The 16,706-nt window shown below is 75.2% G+C and carries 16 protein-coding genes; 11 read left to right on the forward strand and 5 right to left on the reverse strand.

What is annotated here, in order from left to right; all coding sequences use genetic code 11:
• Positions 1–25 precede the first annotated feature (25 nt).
• Entirely contained in the window at positions 26–784 is a 759-nt protein-coding gene (gene dapB, locus ATM99_RS06185; protein ID WP_082659354.1) for a 4-hydroxy-tetrahydrodipicolinate reductase, read from the forward strand.
• A complete protein-coding gene (locus tag ATM99_RS06190; protein WP_062102053.1) occupies positions 781–1,272 on the forward strand; it encodes a hypothetical protein in 492 nt (163 codons plus the stop codon). The genes dapB and ATM99_RS06190 overlap by 4 nt, the downstream gene beginning before the upstream one ends.
• Before the next feature lie 57 nt (positions 1,273–1,329).
• Here ATM99_RS06190 and ATM99_RS06195 read toward each other — a convergent pair whose 3' ends face one another.
• From ATM99_RS06195 to ATM99_RS06210, 4 genes are all read right to left on the reverse strand, one after another.
• The gene (locus ATM99_RS06195; RefSeq protein WP_062102100.1) at positions 1,330–1,881 is read right to left on the reverse strand and encodes a GNAT family N-acetyltransferase; all 552 of its coding nucleotides are present in this window, start codon (positions 1,879–1,881) and stop codon (positions 1,330–1,332) included.
• Between the two features lie 27 nt (positions 1,882–1,908).
• Positions 1,909–2,223 (reverse strand): AzlD domain-containing protein, encoded by a 315-nt coding sequence (locus ATM99_RS06200; protein WP_062102054.1) that lies wholly within the window; start codon positions 2,221–2,223, stop codon positions 1,909–1,911.
• Entirely contained in the window at positions 2,220–2,924 is a 705-nt protein-coding gene (locus ATM99_RS06205; protein ID WP_082659343.1) for an AzlC family ABC transporter permease, read from the reverse strand. Before ATM99_RS06205 ends, ATM99_RS06200 begins: the two co-directional genes overlap by 4 nt.
• An 87-nt stretch (positions 2,925–3,011) precedes the next feature.
• Positions 3,012–4,481 carry an NAD-dependent succinate-semialdehyde dehydrogenase gene (locus tag ATM99_RS06210; RefSeq protein ID WP_062102101.1) on the reverse strand — a complete coding sequence of 490 codons (1,470 nt, stop codon included), beginning with the start codon at positions 4,479–4,481 and terminating at the stop codon, positions 3,012–3,014.
• A gap of 71 nt (positions 4,482–4,552) precedes the next feature.
• On the opposite strand from ATM99_RS06210, the gene ATM99_RS06215 reads away from it, so the two are divergent.
• From ATM99_RS06215 to ATM99_RS06240, 6 genes are all read left to right on the forward strand, one after another.
• Positions 4,553–5,389, forward strand: coding sequence for a thymidylate synthase (locus ATM99_RS06215; protein WP_062102056.1), 837 nt, complete (start codon positions 4,553–4,555; stop codon positions 5,387–5,389).
• A gap of 2 nt (positions 5,390–5,391) precedes the next feature.
• Positions 5,392–5,874, forward strand: coding sequence for a dihydrofolate reductase (locus ATM99_RS06220; protein ID WP_062102057.1), 483 nt, complete (start codon positions 5,392–5,394; stop codon positions 5,872–5,874).
• Positions 5,875–5,938: 64 nt separating this feature from the next.
• The gene (gene dapA / locus ATM99_RS06225) at positions 5,939–6,868 is read left to right on the forward strand and encodes a 4-hydroxy-tetrahydrodipicolinate synthase (RefSeq protein ID WP_062102102.1); all 930 of its coding nucleotides are present in this window, start codon (positions 5,939–5,941) and stop codon (positions 6,866–6,868) included.
• A gap of 37 nt (positions 6,869–6,905) precedes the next feature.
• Positions 6,906–8,591 carry a ribonuclease J gene (locus ATM99_RS06230; RefSeq protein WP_062102058.1) on the forward strand — a complete coding sequence of 562 codons (1,686 nt, stop codon included), beginning with the start codon at positions 6,906–6,908 and terminating at the stop codon, positions 8,589–8,591.
• A gap of 178 nt (positions 8,592–8,769) precedes the next feature.
• Positions 8,770–11,385: a DNA translocase FtsK gene (locus ATM99_RS06235; RefSeq protein ID WP_082659344.1), complete on the forward strand. Its 2,616-nt coding sequence runs from the start codon at positions 8,770–8,772 to the stop codon at positions 11,383–11,385.
• Between the two features lie 11 nt (positions 11,386–11,396).
• Complete coding sequence (locus ATM99_RS06240; RefSeq protein WP_062102059.1) at positions 11,397–13,562, forward strand: bifunctional diguanylate cyclase/phosphodiesterase; 2,166 nt, start codon at positions 11,397–11,399, stop codon at positions 13,560–13,562.
• Positions 13,563–13,571: 9 nt separating this feature from the next.
• Here the strand turns inward: ATM99_RS06240 and ATM99_RS06245 are convergent, their stop codons facing one another.
• The gene (locus ATM99_RS06245; RefSeq protein ID WP_062102060.1) at positions 13,572–14,903 is read right to left on the reverse strand and encodes a CapA family protein; all 1,332 of its coding nucleotides are present in this window, start codon (positions 14,901–14,903) and stop codon (positions 13,572–13,574) included.
• 111 nt (positions 14,904–15,014) lie between these two features.
• Between ATM99_RS06245 and pgsA the strand changes: the two genes are divergently transcribed.
• From pgsA to ATM99_RS06260, 3 genes are all read left to right on the forward strand, one after another.
• Positions 15,015–15,608: a CDP-diacylglycerol--glycerol-3-phosphate 3-phosphatidyltransferase gene (gene pgsA / locus ATM99_RS06250; RefSeq protein ID WP_062102061.1), complete on the forward strand. Its 594-nt coding sequence runs from the start codon at positions 15,015–15,017 to the stop codon at positions 15,606–15,608.
• The gene (locus ATM99_RS06255; protein ID WP_062102062.1) at positions 15,605–16,105 is read left to right on the forward strand and encodes a CinA family protein; all 501 of its coding nucleotides are present in this window, start codon (positions 15,605–15,607) and stop codon (positions 16,103–16,105) included. The genes pgsA and ATM99_RS06255 overlap by 4 nt, the downstream gene beginning before the upstream one ends.
• Positions 16,106–16,296: 191 nt before the next feature.
• The gene (locus tag ATM99_RS06260; RefSeq protein ID WP_150118171.1) at positions 16,297–16,656 is read left to right on the forward strand and encodes a helix-turn-helix domain-containing protein; all 360 of its coding nucleotides are present in this window, start codon (positions 16,297–16,299) and stop codon (positions 16,654–16,656) included.
• Positions 16,657–16,706: the final 50 nt, after the last annotated feature.

The raw sequence follows: 16,706 nt of genomic DNA on the forward strand, positions 1-16,706 counted from the left end.
CGCCGTCCCGGTTAGGGTGCGGGACGTGAGCGAACCGATCCGCGTAGCCGTGCTGGGAGCGTCCGGACGCATGGGCGGCACCACCGCGCGCGCCGTCGAGGAGGCGGACGGCCTCGAGCTCGTCGCCAGGCTGGACGCCGGGGACGACCTGCGGGCCGTCGTCGACGCGGGCGCGCACGTCGCCGTCGACTTCACCGTGCCGTCCGTGACCGAGGGCCACGTGCACACGCTCGTCGACGCGGGCGTGCACGCGGTGGTCGGCACCACGGGCTGGGACGACGCGGCGCTGGGCCGCGTCCGGGACCACCTGGTGCGCGCACCGGGCGTGGGCGTCGTGATCGCGCCGAACTTCGCGCTGGGTGCGGTGCTCGCCATGGCGTTCGCGCGGCAGGCCGCCCGGTGGTTCGAGTCGGCCGAGGTCGTCGAGCTGCACCACCCCGACAAGGTCGACGCGCCGTCCGGCACGGCCCGGCACACCGCGCAGGGCATCGCCGCCGCGCGTGCCGCCGCGGGCCTCGGGCCGGTCCCGGACGCGACGACGCAGGCCGTCGACGGCGCGCGCGGTGCCGACGTCGACGGCGTGCGGGTCCACGCGGTGCGGCTGCGCGGGCTCGTGGCGCACGAGGAGATCCTGCTGGGCAACGCGGGCGAGATGCTCACGATCCGCCACGACTCGTTCGACCGCGTGAGCTTCATGCCCGGGGTGCTGCTCGCGGTCCGTCGCGTCGTGGACCGTCCGGGCCTGACCGTCGGCCTCGAGGACCTGCTGGACCTGCACGCATGACCGACGCCCCGCGGTCCCGCCGGCGCCGGACGGGTCTCGTCGCCGCCGTCGCGCTGAGCGCGCTGCTCGCCCTCTACGTGTGGCTGGTGGGCGTGCGCGCCGTGCAGCTCATGGGCACGGGCGAGCCCGTCGGCGTCGCGCTGGGCGTCGCGTTCCTCGTGGCGCCGCTGCTGGTGCTCGCGCTGATCGTGCGCGAGTGGCTGCTCGCGCTCGACGTGCAGCGCATGGCCGACACGCTCGCGGCCGCGGGTGAGCTCCCGGTCGACGACCTGCCGCGCTCACCCGGGGGGCGCGTCGACCGTGCGGCGGCGCGGGCCGCGTTCGAGCCGCACCGGGAGCGGGTCGACGCGACCCCGGACGACTGGCGGGCCTGGTACCACCTCGCGTTCGCCTACGACGCCGCGGGCGACCGCGCCCGCGCCCGCGCGGCGCTGCGGACCGCGAGCCGCCTGCACCGCGGCCGGACGGCGCGCACCGAGCTGCCCTGACGGGCCTGCGGCGTCGTCGCGCGTGCTCGCGGCCGGCCCTCGTGCGGGCCGTGAGGGTCAGATGCCCGCGTACCAGCGCCGTTCGAGGACGACGTGCGCCTCCTCGTCGGGCCCGGGGCCGGTCGCGAGCCGACGCGTCAGACCATCGGGGCCGAGGCCCGCGCCCTCGAGGAACTGCTCGCGCGCGGCGTCGCCCTCGATGACCCAGGTCTGCACCTGGTCCGCGCCGTCGGCGCGCAGCAGGTCGACCGCTGCGGCCAGCAGCCGCGAGCCGTGGCCGCCGCGCTGCGCCTGCGGGTCGACCTCGAGCGCGAGCACGACGCCCGCCGGCGCGTCGGTCGGGTCGGGCGCCGGGATCGGGGCGACGGACGCGAACCCGACGAGGTGCGGCCCGTCGCACGCGACGAGCACGTGGTACCCGGGGCCGGGGGGAGCGGTGACGGCCAGCGCCCACTGCGCGACGAACGCGTCCTCGTCGAGCGAGCCGAGCACGACCTCGCCGAGCACGTCGGCGTGCGCGGTGCGCCACGCGGCCAGCTGGATGTGCGCGATGCGCGTCTCGTCGCCGGGGACGGCGGGGCGCACGGACACGTCGGCGGTGGGGGGCAGCACCGGGCGAGCCTAACCCGCGGGCCGTCAGGGCAGGCCGAGCAGCCGCAGACCGGCGGCGGTCGCGGCGGCCAGCAGCACGACCACGACGAACGGCGCGCGCAGCGCCAGGGCGACGGCCGCGACGACGAGCGCGGGCAGCCGTGCGTCCAGCGTGAGCCGGCCGCCGGACGTGGCGGTCTGCACGGCGACGAGCGCCGCCAGCAGCGCGACGGTCACGAGCGCGGCGACCCGCGCGACGCGCGGCTGCGCGAGCCAGTGCTCGGGCAGCAGGTGGCCCGCGAGCTTGATGGCCAGGCACGCCGCGCCCGCCAGCAGCACGGCCACCCAGAGCCCGCTCACGCGACACCGTCCGGGGCCGGTCCCGGGGGCCGGGGACCGGTGCTGACGAGGCCGACGACGACCGCGACGAGCGCGGCGAGGAGCACGGGCACGCCGGCCGGCAGCACGGGCGTCGTCGCGAGGGCGACGACCACGGCGGCGAGCGCCACGAGCTGCGCGGTGCGCCCCGCGAGCCGCGGCCACACGAGGGCGAGGAACGCGGCGGCGGCCGCGGCGTCGAGGCCGTACGCGCGGGGATCGCCCAGCCGGTCGCCGGCGAGCGCGCCCACCAGCGTGAACAGGCCCCACAGCACGTAGATCCCGGCGCCCGTCCACCAGAAGCCGACGCGGGCGGCCCGCCGGTCCGGCTGCGCGGTGGCCACCGCCGTCGACTCGTCGATCGTCAGGTGGGCGCCGGCCAGGCGCCAGCGCCGGGGCAGCGCGAGCAGCGGCGCGAGCTGTGCGCCGTACAGCCCGTTGCGCGCGCCCAGCAGCGCGGCCGACGCGATCGCGGCACCCGCCGCCCCGCCGCCGCCGGCGACGCCGATGAACGCGAACTGCGACCCGCCCGAGAACATCAGCAGGCTCAGCGCCATGGTCTGCGCGACGTCCAGCCCTGCCGCCACCGACAGCGCGCCGAACGACACGCCGTACAGCCCCGTGGCGACGGACACCGAGATCGCCTGCCGCCGCGCGGCGGTCACGGGGTCGTGCGGTGTCACGCGGTCACTGTCGCACACGCCGCCGGGCCGCCCCGGTGCGCGTCCACGGGGGCCGTCGTCGTGGCGTCGCCCGGGCCGCGACGCGCGTCACAGCGCGACGTACACGGGCTCCAGGTACTCCTCGAGCCCGGCCTCGCCGCCCTCGCGGCCCAGGCCCGAGGTCTTGACGCCCCCGAACGGCGCGGTAGCGTCGGACACCATGCCCCGGTTGATCCCGACCATGCCGGCCTCGAGCTCCTCGGCCAGGCGCATCGCCCGTGCGACGTCGCGCGTGTAGGCGTAGGCCACGAGCCCGAACGGCGTGCCGTTGGCCAGGCGCAGCGCCTCGTCCTCGTCGTCGAACGACACGACGGGCGCGACGGGCCCGAACGTCTCCTCGGTGACGACGCGCGCGTCGGGCGCGACGCCGGACAGCACGGTCGGCGCGTAGAAGTACCCGCTGCGGCGCAGCGGGTCGCCGCCCGTGCGCACGGTCGCACCGCCGTCGGCGGCCTCGGCGACGACGTCGGCGACCCGCTCGACCGCCGCGCGCTCGATCAGCGGGCCCACGGTCACGCCCGGCTCGGTGCCGTGCCCCACGACGAGGGCGTCGAAGGCGGCCGTGAGCCGGGCCGTGAACTCCTGCGCGACCGACGCGTGCACGAGGAACCGGTTGGCGGCCACGCAGGTCTGCCCGCTGTTGCGCATCTTGGCCTGCACGGCGCCCTCCACCGCGGCGTCGAGGTCGGCGTCGGCGAACACCAGGAACGGCGCGTTGCCGCCGAGCTCCATCGACGTGCGCAGGACGTGCGGCGCGGCGGCGGCCAGCAGCGTCGCCCCGACCTGCGTCGAGCCGGTGAACGAGAGCTTGCGCAGCCGCGGGTCGGCGAGCAGCGGCTCGCTGACGCGGCGCGCCGACGACGAGGGCACGACGTTGAGCACGCCCGCGGGCAGGTCGCGCGCCTCGAGCTCGGCGCGGATCAGCTCGGCGACGTACGCGGTGGTCAGGGGCGTGAGCTGCGCGGGCTTGACGACGCACGTGCACCCGGCGGCGAGCGCCGGCGCGACCTTGCGTGCGATCATCGCGACGGGGAAGTTCCAGGGCGCGATGAGCAGCGCGGGGCCGACGGGGCGTCGCAGCACGAGCTGGTGGTGCGTGCCGGCGGGGGCGCGGCGCGCGAGCCCGTCGACGCGCACGGCCTGCTCGCCGTACCAGCGGACGTAGTCCGCGGCGTACGCGACCTCGGCGCGCGACTCGGCCAGCGGCTTGCCGCCCTCGGCCGTCACGAGCGCCGCGACGTCCTCGGCGCGTGCCGTGAGGACGTCGAACACGGCGCGCAGCAGGTCGGCGCGCTCGCGGGGCGAGGTGCGGCGCCACGGCTCGGCGGCCTTGACCGCGGCGTCGAGCGCCTCGCGGGCGTCCTGCTCGTCGCCGTCGGCCACCTCGAACAGCGTGGTGGCCGTGCCCGGGTCCTCGACCGCGAACGTCGCGCCCGACCGGGCGGGGCGCCACCGGCCGCCCACGAGCAGACCGGTGGGCAGGTGCGCGGCGACGGCCGGCGGCAGCGACGTGCTCATGCCCGCCATCCTCGTCGCGCCCGCGGCGGGCCGCACCCCCGCCGACCGTCCGAGGGTGCGACCATGACGTCATGGCCGACCTCGCCGCCGCGCACGACGCGCGCCCGACCACCGTGCCCACGCCCTACGAGGACCTGCTGCGCCACGTCCTGACCACGGGCACCCCCAAGGCAGACCGCACGGGCACGGGCACGCGCTCGGTGTTCGGGCACCAGATGCGGTTCGACCTGAGCGCCGGGTTCCCGCTCGTGACGACCAAGCGCGTGTTCTTCCGCGGTGTGGCCGAGGAGCTGTTCTGGTTCCTGCGCGGCGAGTCGAACATCGCCTCGCTCGTCGCCAAGGACGTGCACATCTGGGACGAGTGGGCCGACGCCGACGGCGAGCTCGGGCCCGTGTACGGCGTGCAGTGGCGGTCGTGGCCGACGCCCGACGGCGGGCACGTCGACCAGCTCACGAAGCTCCTGGGCGACCTGCGCGCGAACCCGGACTCGCGCCGTCACGTCGTCTCCGCGTGGAACGTCGCGGCGCTCGACGACATGGCGCTCGTGCCGTGCCACGCGTTCTTCCAGTTCTACGTCGCGGACGGTCGGCTCTCGTGCCAGCTGTACCAGCGCTCGGCGGACCTGTTCCTCGGCGTGCCGTTCAACATCGCGTCGTACGCGCTGCTCACCCACATGGTCGCGCAGCAGGTCGACCTCGAGGTCGGCGACCTGGTGTGGACCGGCGGCGACTGCCACGTCTACGACAACCACGTCGAGCAGGTGCGCGAGCAGCTCACGCGCGAGGCGTACCCGGCGCCGCAGCTGCGCCTGCGTCGCGCGGCGTCGCTGTTCGACTACACGTGGGACGACGTCGAGGTGGTCGGCTACCGGCACCACCCGGCCATCGCGGCGCCCGTGGCGGTCTGAGCGTGATCGGACTGGTCTGGGCGCAGACGCCCGCCGGGGTGATCGGCGACGCCGGGGCCATCCCGTGGCACGTCCCGGAGGACATGGCGCACTTCCGCGAGGTCACGGCGGGCGGCACGGTCGTCATGGGGCGTGCGACGTGGCAGTCGCTGCCGGAGCGCTTCCGCCCGCTGCCGGGACGGCGCAACGTCGTGCTCTCGCGCGACGACGCGTTCGACGCTCCCGGGGCCGAGGTCGTGGCCGGGCTGGACGTCGCGCTGGCCGCCGCGCCCGACGTCTGGGTGATCGGCGGGGGAGCGGTGTACGCCGCCGCGATCGACCGCGCCGACGTGCTGGAGGTGACGGTCGTCGACCTCGACGTGCCGGGCGACACCGTCGCTCCGGCGGTCGGACCCGGCTGGCGCCGCGTCTCCGGCGGCCCCGACGCGCCGTGGCTCGTGTCGCGCACGGGGACGCGGTACCGCTTCGACACGTGGCGCCGCTGAGCACGGGCGTGCCACCGTCGGGACGGCACGGCGCGGGGCCGTCGTCGGGCGGTACCGTGTGCGCATGCCTGCCGTGACGTCCGCCACCCACCCGTTCGGGTCGCTGCTGTCGGCGATGGTCACCCCGATGACCCCCGACGGCACGATCGACCTCGAGGCGACGGTCCGGCTCGCGAAGCACCTGGTCGACGCGGGGCACGACGGGCTCGTCCTCAACGGCACCACCGGCGAGGCGTCCACGACCCACTCGCCCGAGAAGGAGGCGGTCGTCGCGGCCGTCGTCGAGGCGGTCGGCGACCGTGCCTACGTCGTCGCGGGCGCCGGCTCCAACGACACCGCCCACGCGGTCCGCATGGCCGAGCAGGCCGCGGCCGCCGGTGCGCACGGCCTGCTCGTGGTCACCCCGTACTACTCGCGCCCCTCGCAGGAGGGCGTCGCGCGGCACGTCACGGCGATCGCCGACTCGACCGACCTGCCCGTCATGCTCTACGACGTGCCCGGCCGCGCGGTCGTCCGCCTCGCCCCGGCCACGATCGACCGCCTCGCGGAGCACGAGCGCGTCGTCGCGGTCAAGGACGCCTCGGGCGACGTCGTGGAGGCCGCGCGCGCGATCACGCGCACCGGCCTGGCCTGGTACGGCGGCGACGACGCGCTCGCGCTCGCGTTCCTCGCGCACGGCGCCGTCGGGCTCGTGGGCGTCACGACGCAGGTCGCGCCCGAGGTGTTCGCGCGACTCTTCGCCGCGTGGCACGCGGGCGACGTCTCCGGCGCGCTGGACGTGTACCGATCGATCCTCCCGGCCGTCACGGCCGTCAACGGCGCGGGCTTCCAGGCCTCCGCCGCCAAGGCCGCGCTCGTCGAGCTCGGCGTCCTCAGCGGTCGCGCCATGCGGCTGCCCCTCGTCCCCTTCACCGACGACGAGGCCGCGCACGTGCGCGCCGGTCTGGCGGCCAGCGGTCTGCTCGACGTCGTCGCGGGTGCCGACCGCGCGTGATGCACGGGTCGGCTCCCACCGATCACCCAGGAGATCCATGAGTCACCCCCACCCCGACCTGACCCTGCCGCCGCCGCTGCCGGACGGCGGTCTGCGTGTCGTCCCGCTCGGCGGCCTCGGCGAGGTCGGTCGCAACATGGCCGTGCTGGAGTACGGCGGACGCCTGCTCGTCATCGACTGCGGCGTGCTGTTCCCCGAGGACAACCAGCCCGGCGTCGACCTGATCCTCCCGGACTTCGACTACATCCGGGACCGGCTCGACGACATCGACGCGATCGTCCTCACGCACGGGCACGAGGACCACATCGGTGCCGTGCCGTACCTGCTGCGGCTGCGCCGGGACATCCCGCTCGTCGGCTCGCAGCTGACGCTCGCGTTCGTCGAGGCGAAGCTCAAGGAGCACCGCATCACGCCGCTGACGCTCGCGGTGCGCGAGGGACAGGTCGAGAAGCTCGGCGCGTTCGAGTGCGAGTTCGTCGCGGTCAACCACTCGATCCCCGACGCGCTCGCGGTCGCGGTCCGCACGCCGGCCGGCACCGTGCTGCACACGGGCGACTTCAAGATGGACCAGCTCCCGCTCGACGGCCGGATCACCGACCTGCGCGCGTTCGCGCGCCTCGGCGAGCAGGGCGTCGACCTGTTCATGGTCGACTCGACCAACGCCGAGGTCCCCGGGTTCGTCACGCCCGAGCGTGAGATCGGCCCCGTGCTGGACCAGGTGTTCGCGGAGTCCACGGGTCGGGTCGTCGTCGCGTCGTTCGCGTCGCACGTGCACCGCGTGCAGCAGGTCATCGACGCCGCTGTCGCCAACGAGCGCAAGGTCGCCCTGGTGGGACGCTCGATGGTCCGCAACATGGGCATCGCGGCCGAGCTCGGCTACCTGCGCGTGCCCGACGGCGTGCTGGTCGACCAGAAGCAGATCGAGAAGCTCGCCGACGACCGCGTGGTGCTGATGTGCACGGGCTCGCAGGGCGAGCCGATGGCGGCGCTGTCGCGCATCGCCAACGGTGACCACAAGGTGTCCGTCGGCCCCGGCGACACCGTCGTCCTCGCGTCGAGCCTCATCCCGGGCAACGAGAACGCGGTGTTCCGCGTCATCAACGGGCTCATGCGCCTCGGCGCGCGCGTCGTGCACTCGGGCAACGCCAAGGTGCACGTCTCGGGCCACGCGAGCGCGGGCGAGCTCCTGTACTGCTACAACATCCTGCGCCCGCGCAACGTCATGCCCGTGCACGGCGAGGTGCGCCACCTCATCGCGAACGCCGCGCTCGCGGTGCGCACGGGCGTCCCGGCCGACCGCGTCGTGCTCGCGGAGGACGGTGTCGTCGTCGACCTCGTCGACGGGCGCGCGAGCGTCGTCGGCGCCGTGCCCTGCGGGTACGTGTACGTCGACGGGTCCAGCGTGGGCGAGCTGACGGAGGCCGAGCTCAAGGACCGCCGGATCCTGGGCGACGAGGGCTTCGTCTCGATCTTCGCCGTCGTGTCCTCGGCCGACGGCAAGGTCCTGGCCGGTCCGCAGATCCACGCGCGCGGCGTCGCGGAGCAGGACGACGTCTTCGACGGCGTGCTGCCTGACCTCACCGCTGCGCTCGAGGAGGCCGTGCGCGGCGGCGCGACCGACAAGCAGCAGCTGCAGCAGGTGATGCGGCGTGTCGTCGGGCGGTTCGTGTCGAACAAGCTGCGACGCCGGCCGATGATCATCCCCGTGGTCGTCGAGGCGTAGCGGCCCCGGTCCGTCCCGGGGCGGACGCGCGCGGGCCCCGGCGCAGCAGCGGACGCTGCCGCGCCGGGGCCCGCGGCACGTCGGTGTGACGTGCGACGCGTCGCACGGACGGGTCGGATCCGGCGACACGGCCCCCACCGGGGCGGCTCGGGCGCACCGCGCCGCTAACGTGAGGACCATGGCCACCCGTACGACCCCAGGCACCGCGCGCTCGACGCGCGCCTCCGGAGCGTCGTCGCGGTCGCCCCAGAGCGGCAGGTCCGGCGGCGGCTCGCGCCCCGCCGCGAAGAAGCCCGTCGAGCCGCCGCGTCCCGCGCTGCCGCTGCGCATCGTCCGCGGCATCTGGATGGGTGCCGCGCACGTCGTCGGCGGCACCGCCCGGCACGTGGGTGCCGGTGCGCGCGACCTCGACCCCGCCCACCGGCGCGACGGGCTCGCGCTGACGCTGCTCGGTCTGGCGGTCGTCGTGGCCGCTCGCGAGTGGTGGGACCTGTCGGGCACGGCGGGCGACGTCATCCACAACGTGGTGGCGGGGACGTTCGGCGTCGTCGGCGTCGCCGTGCCGGTCGTGCTGCTGGGCGTCTCGGTGCGGCTGATGCGGCACCCGGAGCGCGTGCAGGCGAACTCCCGCATCGGGATCGGTCTGAGCGCCATCACGATCGCGGTGTGCGGCATCGTCCACCTCACCCACGGTCTGCCGGGAACGCAGGACATGGCGGCCGTGCGCGCCGCCGGCGGCATCGTCGGGTTCGCCGTCGGGACCCCCCTGGCGACGCTGCTCACGCCGGTTGTCGCGGGGCTGCTCCTGGGCATCCTCGCGTTCTTCGGCGTCCTGGTCGTCACGGCGACTCCCGTGCACCAGATCGGCCCGCGCCTGCAGGCCGCCTACCGGCGCCTGACCGGCCAGCACGAGAGCGAGCCGCTCGAGGACGAGGACGCCCCGCTGGTCATCGAGGCGCTGCACAGCGCGCGCCCCGAGCCGCCCGCGAAGAAGCGCCGCGCGCTGCTCGGTCGGCGCCGCGCGCCCGAGGTCGTCGACCCCGACGACGGCCGCCTCGACGAGTACGAGGGCGACGAGGCGTTCGAGCGCGCCGCCCAGGTGCACCACGAGGACCTCGACGTCGACGACGTCCCCGACGTCGTCGCGACCCGCCGGATGCCGCCCGCGGCGGCCGAGACCGCCCCGACCGCCGTCGTGACGCCCGAGCTGACGGCGCCCGCACCGACGGGCGTGCCGCGCGGCGAGCAGCCCATGCTCGAGGGTGACGTCGTCTACCTGCTGCCGCACGAGGACGCGCTCGCCAAGGGGGCGCCGCACAAGGTGCGCTCGGCGGCGAACGACCGCGTGGTCGAGTCGCTCACGTCGGTGCTCGAGCAGTTCCAGATCGACGCGCAGGTCACGGGATTCACGCGCGGCCCGACCGTCACGCGGTACGAGGTCGAGCTCGGCCAGGGCGTCAAGGTCGAGCGCGTCACGGCGCTGAGCAAGAACATCGCCTACGCGGTCGCGAGCGCCGACGTGCGCATCCTGTCGCCGATCCCCGGCAAGTCGGCCATCGGGATCGAGATCCCCAACACCGACCGCGAGACCGTCGCGCTCGGCGACGTGCTGCGCTCGAGCGCCGCCAAGCGCTCCGAGCACCCCATGGTCATCGGCGTCGGCAAGGACGTCGAGGGCGGCTACGTCGTGGCGAACCTCGCCAAGATGCCGCACCTGCTCGTCGCGGGCGCCACGGGCGCGGGCAAGTCGTCGTTCGTGAACTCGATGATCGTGTCGATCCTCATGCGCTCGACGCCCGACGAGGTCCGCATGATCCTCGTCGACCCCAAGCGCGTCGAGCTCACGCTCTACGAGGGCATCCCGCACCTCATCACGCCCATCATCACCAACCCCAAGAAGGCCGCGGAGGCCCTCGAGTGGGTGGTCAAGGAGATGGAGGCGCGGTACGACGACCTCGCGATGTTCGGGTACAAGCACATCGACGACTTCAACGCCGCGGTCCGTGCCGGCAAGGTCAAGCCGCTGCCGGGCTCCGAGCGCAAGATCGCGACCTACCCGTACCTGCTGGTCATCGTCGACGAGCTCGCCGACCTCATGATGGTCGCGCCGCGCGACGTCGAGGCGTCGATCCAGCGCATCACGCAGCTCGCACGCGCCGCCGGCATCCACCTCGTGCTCGCGACGCAGCGCCCCTCGGTCGACGTCGTCACGGGCCTCATCAAGGCCAACGTGCCGTCGCGGCTCGCGTTCGCGACGTCGTCGCTCACCGACTCGCGGGTCGTTCTCGACCAGCCGGGCGCCGAGAAGCTCATCGGCCAGGGCGACGCGCTGTTCCTGCCCATGGGTGCGGCCAAGCCCATGCGCACGCAGGGCGCCTGGGTCGCCGAGTCCGAGATCCACGCGGTCGTCGAGCACGTCAAGGCGCAGCTCAAGCCGATCTACCGCGAGGACGTCACCGTCGTCGCCGCCAAGAAGCAGGTCGACGAGGACATCGGCGACGACCTCGACCTGCTGCTGCAGGCCGCCGAGCTCGTCGTCACGACGCAGTTCGGCTCGACGTCGATGCTGCAGCGCAAGCTGCGGGTCGGCTTCGCCAAGGCGGGGCGCCTGATGGACCTCCTGGAGTCGCGCGAGATCGTCGGGCCCTCCGAGGGCTCGAAGGCGCGCGAGGTCCTCGTGCAGCCCGACGACCTGCCCGGCACGCTCGCGATGCTCCGTGGTGACACCGGCGGCGCGGCCGAGCCGCAGGCTGACGAGGAGAGCGACGGCGAGCCGGGTCTCGCCGACGACTGAGCGGGCCGGCGGTGCGCGCAGACCTGGTCGGACCGTACGGCGTCGTCAGCGCCGCGATCGCCGTCGTCGCGATCGTCTCGCTCGTGACGGTGCTCGTGCTGCTGCGCCGTGAACGCGGCCAGGCGCGCCGCAACGCCGAGCTCGTGCACGTCGCGCGGCAGCTGCGGCGGCGGTACGACGCGCTGCAGAGCGTCACCCACGAGGGCGTCGTCGTGCAGTCGGTCGACGGCCGGGTGCTGGACCTGTCGGAGCGTGCGGCCGAGATCCTCGGCGTCGCACGGGCGTCGGTCGTGGGCGTCGAGGTCGCCCGGCTCCCGCTCGTCCTGCTCGACGACCGCGGCGTCGCGGTGAGCCCCGCGCACGTGCTGGCCGGCCACGGGGACGGCGAGCGCACGACGGTCGTCACGCTCGTCCCGCCGCTGCCCGGCGCGCGTCCTTCGGTCGTCCAGGTGACGAGCCGCAGCGTGCCCGCCGAGGACGACGAGGCCGCGGTGCTCACCACCGTCGTCGACATCACGGCGCGGCACGAGGTCGAGGCCGCGCTGTCGCGCAGCGAGACCCAGTTCCGCGTCGCGATGGAGAACGCGCCGATCGGCATGGCGCTGGTCGACCTCGAGTGGCGGGTCACCGAGGCCAACGTCGCGCTGGCCGCGCTGCTCGGGACGCACGCGTCGGCGCTGCGCGGCTACCCGCTGGACGACCTGAGCGCACCCGAGGACCGGGCCGCGCAGCGCATGGCCAGGGACCGTCTGCTCGCGGGCGGGCAGCAGCAGTTCTCGCTCGAGATGCGGTGCCGGCGGGCCGACGAGCAGCTCGTGTGGGTCGTGCTCGACGCCGCACTGGTCCGGACCCCCGACGGGCGGCCCGACCACTTCGTCGTCCAGGTGCGCGACGCGACCGAGTCGCGCATGCAGGCCGAGATGCTGGTGCACCGGGCGATGCACGACCCGTTGACGGGGCTCGCGAACCGCACCCTGCTGCAGGAGGTCCTGCAGGCCGCGCTGTCCCAGCCGGGCGCCGTCGACCGCGTCTCGGTCCTGGCGTGCGACCTCGACGGCTTCAAGGCGGTCAACGACCGGTACGGCCACGCCGCGGGCGACGACATCCTGGTGCACGTCGCCGGGGTGCTGCGCGCGGCCACCGCCGGCGGGGGGACCGTCGCCCGCCTCGGCGGCGACGAGTTCGTCGTCGTGCTGCAGTCCGTGCACGCCGCGCGCGCGGTCTTCGAGGTCGCCAACGCGATCCACGCGGGTCTGGCCGAACCCGTGCGCGTGGGACGGCGGCGGCTGTCGGTCGCGGCGAGCGTCGGCATCGCGCTCGCCGACCAGCACCTGGCAGGTGCCGGCGCGCCCACGCTGCTGGCGGCGGCCGACGCGGCGCTGTACCGCGCCAAGCAGGGCGGACGCGGGCGCACCGAGGTGTACGACGCGTCGATGGAGCTGTCGACGACGCCGACCGTGCAGCGCGAGCTCGTCCACGCGATCGAGAACGACGAGCTGGTCGTGCACTACCAGCCGATCGTCGACCTGTCCGACGAGCGCGTCGTGGGCTACGAGGCGCTCGTGCGCTGGCAGCACCCGCACCGCGGGCTGCTGCTGCCGGGCGCGTTCCTGCCGCACATCCAGGAGGCGGGCGTCTCCGTGCTGCTCGGGCAGTTCGTCGCCTCCCGCGTCGTGGAGTTCCTCGCACGGACCGCCGGCGACGCCCGGTGGGTGTCCGTCAACGTCTCGGCCGACCAGCTCGGCGACTCCGAGCTGGCCACGCGGCTCCTGCAGGACCTCTCGCGTCACCGGGTGACGGCCGGCCGGCTCGTCCTGGAGCTGACGGAGTCGTCGCTGGTGGCGTCCGGGACGCGGATCCGGCACGAGCTCACGCAGCTCTCGGCGGCCGGAGTGCCGATCCTGCTCGACGACTTCGGCACCGGTGTGTCGCCGCTGTCGTACCTGCGGGACCTCCCGGTGGCGGGGGTCAAGCTCGACATGTCCTTCACGTCCGGGATCCCGCACGACCCGACGGCCGGCAAGGTCACGCGCGCGCTGGGCGCCCTCGCGCGCGAGCTGGCGATGGTGACGATCGCCGAGGGCATCGAGAACGAGGAGCAGGCCGACTTCCTGCGCCGCAACGGCTGGCGGTACGGGCAGGGATGGTTGTACGGGGGCGCGCTGCCGCTCGAGTGAGCCGCGGCGTCAGGGCGTGCGCGCGACGACGACGGGGGCCGCCCCGGTGGCGGTCGTCGGGGTCGTCCGCTCGGGCGCCTGGGTGCCGGCGGCCGCGCGGGCCCGGTCGTGCCGGGCCGCGACGGTGCCGGCCGGCAGCGTGCCCGTGCCGTCGGGCACGTCCGTGAGCGCGAGCACGCGGTGCCCCCCGCGGCGGTCCACCGTGATCGGCGTCCACTGCACGCCGGCGACCCTCGCCGCGCCCGCGGGCGCGGGCGCGGGGCCCGACGGGTCGTCACCGGGCACGACGACCTGGGCCGTCAGGAGCAGCCCGGCGGCCGTCGCGGGGCTGCAGCACTGCTCGTCCTGGTTCGAGACGTAGTTGCCCAGCCCGTAGGCGACCCACATGCCCGCACCGGACGGGCCCCCCGGGAGCAGCTCGACGGGCTGCGGCACGTGCGCGTGGTGCCCGATCACGAGGTCGACGGCCCCCGCGGCCGCGAGCCGCGCCGCGACGTCGCGCTGCGCGTCCGTCGGAGCGGTGCGGTACTCGGTGCCCCAGTGCAGGCTCACGAGCACGGCGTCGGCGCCCGCGGCGCGTGCCGCCGTGGCGCGTGCCACCACGTCCTCGGTGTCCAGCAGGTGCACCGACCACGGCTTGTCGGCGTCGACGGGCATGCCGTTGGTGCCGTACGTGGCTGCCAGGTGCGCGACGGTGACGGTCCGGCCGGCGCGTTCGAGCCGGTACAGCTGTGGCTGGGCGTCCTCGGCGGCGGACCGCGCCGTGCCGACGTGTCCGAGGCCGGCCGCGTCCAGCGCGTCGAGCGTGGCGACCACGCCGGGGAAGCCCCGGTCGACGGAGTGGTTCGACGCGGTCGAGCAGCCGTCCCAGCCGCGTGCCGCGAGGCCGGCCGCGAGCTCCACGGGTGCTCCGAACACGGGGAAGCCCGACGGTGCGGAATCGGTGGGCGCGACGGGGACCTCGAGGTGGCACAGGGCGAGGTCGGCCGACGTCACCCAGGGGTCGAGCGGGTCGAGCACGGGTGCGAAGTCGTACCCGGCGCGCGTCCGCGCGGAGCGCAGGACCGGCAGGTGCGGCAGCACGTCGCCGGCCGCGACGACGCTCAGCTCGACGTCGGGCGCCCGCGTGGGTGCGGGTGGCGGCGCTGCTGCAGGTGACCCCGCCGGCGTCGCAGCCGACGTGAAGGCACCCGCGACGGTCGGTGCCGCCACGGGGGCCACCCCCGGCGCGTTCGAGGCTCCTGCCGCGCCGGCGACCCCCGCGATCACGAGGACGGTGAGCACCCCGGCGACCACGGCGGGGAACGCGGGACCGCGCTGGTGCCGGGCGTGACGAGGCACGTGCTCGACGGTAGTCGGACGGGTGTCCTGCACGCCGCCGCCGAACGGGTGCTCCCGAGGGTGACGGCCGCCGGTGACGGCACGGCGGCGCCCGACCCGTAGGCTGGTCGCGTGGTCGCCGACGCTCCCTCCGCCTGGAACCCGGCCAACGTCGTCACGGTCCTGCGCATCGCGGTGGTGCCGCTGTTCGCGGTCGCGCTGCTCTCCGACGGCGGGCACACGGTCACCGGTCGTCTGCTGGCGACCGGGCTGTTCGTGCTCGCCGCCGCGTCGGACCGCCTCGACGGCTGGCTCGCGCGACGCTCGGGCCAGGTCACCGACCTCGGCAAGATGCTCGACCCGATCGCCGACAAGCTGCTCATCGGGTCGGCCCTCGTGCTGCTGTCCTGGTTGGGCGACCTGTGGTGGGCCGTGACGGCGGTCGTGCTGGTGCGCGAGCTGGGCATCACGGTCATGCGGTTCTTCCTGCTGCGCTACGTCGTGCTCCCCGCGTCGCGCGGCGGCAAGCTCAAGACCGTGCTGCAGTCGGTCGCGCTGTCGCTGTACCTGCTGCCGCTCGACCACCTGCCGGGGTTCGTGGCCGTCGTCGCGGCCGTCGTCATGGCCGCGGCGGTCGCCGTGACGCTCGTGACGGGGGTCGACTACGTGCGGGCCGCCCTGCGGATCCGACGGGCGGCGGGGCTGCCGCCCGCGGCGGGGCTGTGACCGCCCGGCCCGAGGCGCAGGCGCTGGTCGACCTGCTCGTCCGGTCCGGGTGCACGCTCGCCGTGGCGGAGTCCCTGACGGGTGGTCTCGTCGTCGCGGGCGTCGTCGACGTCCCCGGTGCGTCGAGCGTCCTGCGTGGTGGGGTCGTCGCGTACGCGACCGACCTCAAGGCTCGGCTGCTGGGCGTCGACGAGACGCTGCTGGCGCAGCGGGGAGCGGTCGACCCCGGCGTCGCCCTCGCGATGGCGGACGGTGCGCGCGCGGCCCTGGGTGCCGACGTCGGCCTCGCGACGACGGGCGTCGCCGGCCCGGACCCGCAGGACGGGCACCCGCCCGGAACCGTCCACGTCGCGGTGGTCGGCCCGGACGTGCGCGAGGTCCGCACCCTCGCGATCGAGGGCGACCGCCGGCAGGTGCGGGAGTCGTCCGTGCGGGCCGTGCTCGCGCTCGCGTGCACGTGCCTGACCGACCCGCGGCGAGGTCTCCGGGGAACATGACGGCGCGTGGTCGCGTTGGGGAGGGTGTGAACACCACCCGGACCACCACCCGCTCGCCCGGCGCACGCGTCGGCGGTGCGCGGTACGGTGGTCGCCTCCCGGCCGTGCGACCGGGAGCAGCCAGTGGGACGGCCGCGCGCACCGCGGGGTCGTCCGTCGACCGAGGACGAGACGTGGAGGGGGGAGCCCAGATGGTCGTTCTGCGACGAGAGATCGGCGACGTCCTGCGGGACGCACGCCAGCGCCAGGGCCGCACCCTGCGTGAGGTCTCCTCGGCCGCCCGCGTCTCCCTCGGCTACCTGAGCGAGGTCGAGCGCGGGCAGAAGGAGGCGTCGTCGGAGCTGCTCAGCAGCATCTGCGACGCGCTCGACGTGCCGCTGTCCCTCGTGCTGCGCGAGGTCAGCGATCGTGTGGCGGTGGCGGAGGGTCTGCACATCCCCGACACCGTCCCCGCGGACCTGGCGGCCGGTGCCGGGATCGGCGTCGACCGCACGCTCGGTGGCGACGCCGGTTGGGCGATGCCGCGTTCGGAGCTCGCGCCCGTCGGCTGACGTCGGTCGTCCTGTCGGGAGCGGTGCTGCTCCTGTGCGCGCCCCGACGG

The organism is Cellulomonas sp. B6 (assembly GCF_001462455.1).
Classification (GTDB): domain Bacteria; phylum Actinomycetota; class Actinomycetes; order Actinomycetales; family Cellulomonadaceae; genus Cellulomonas.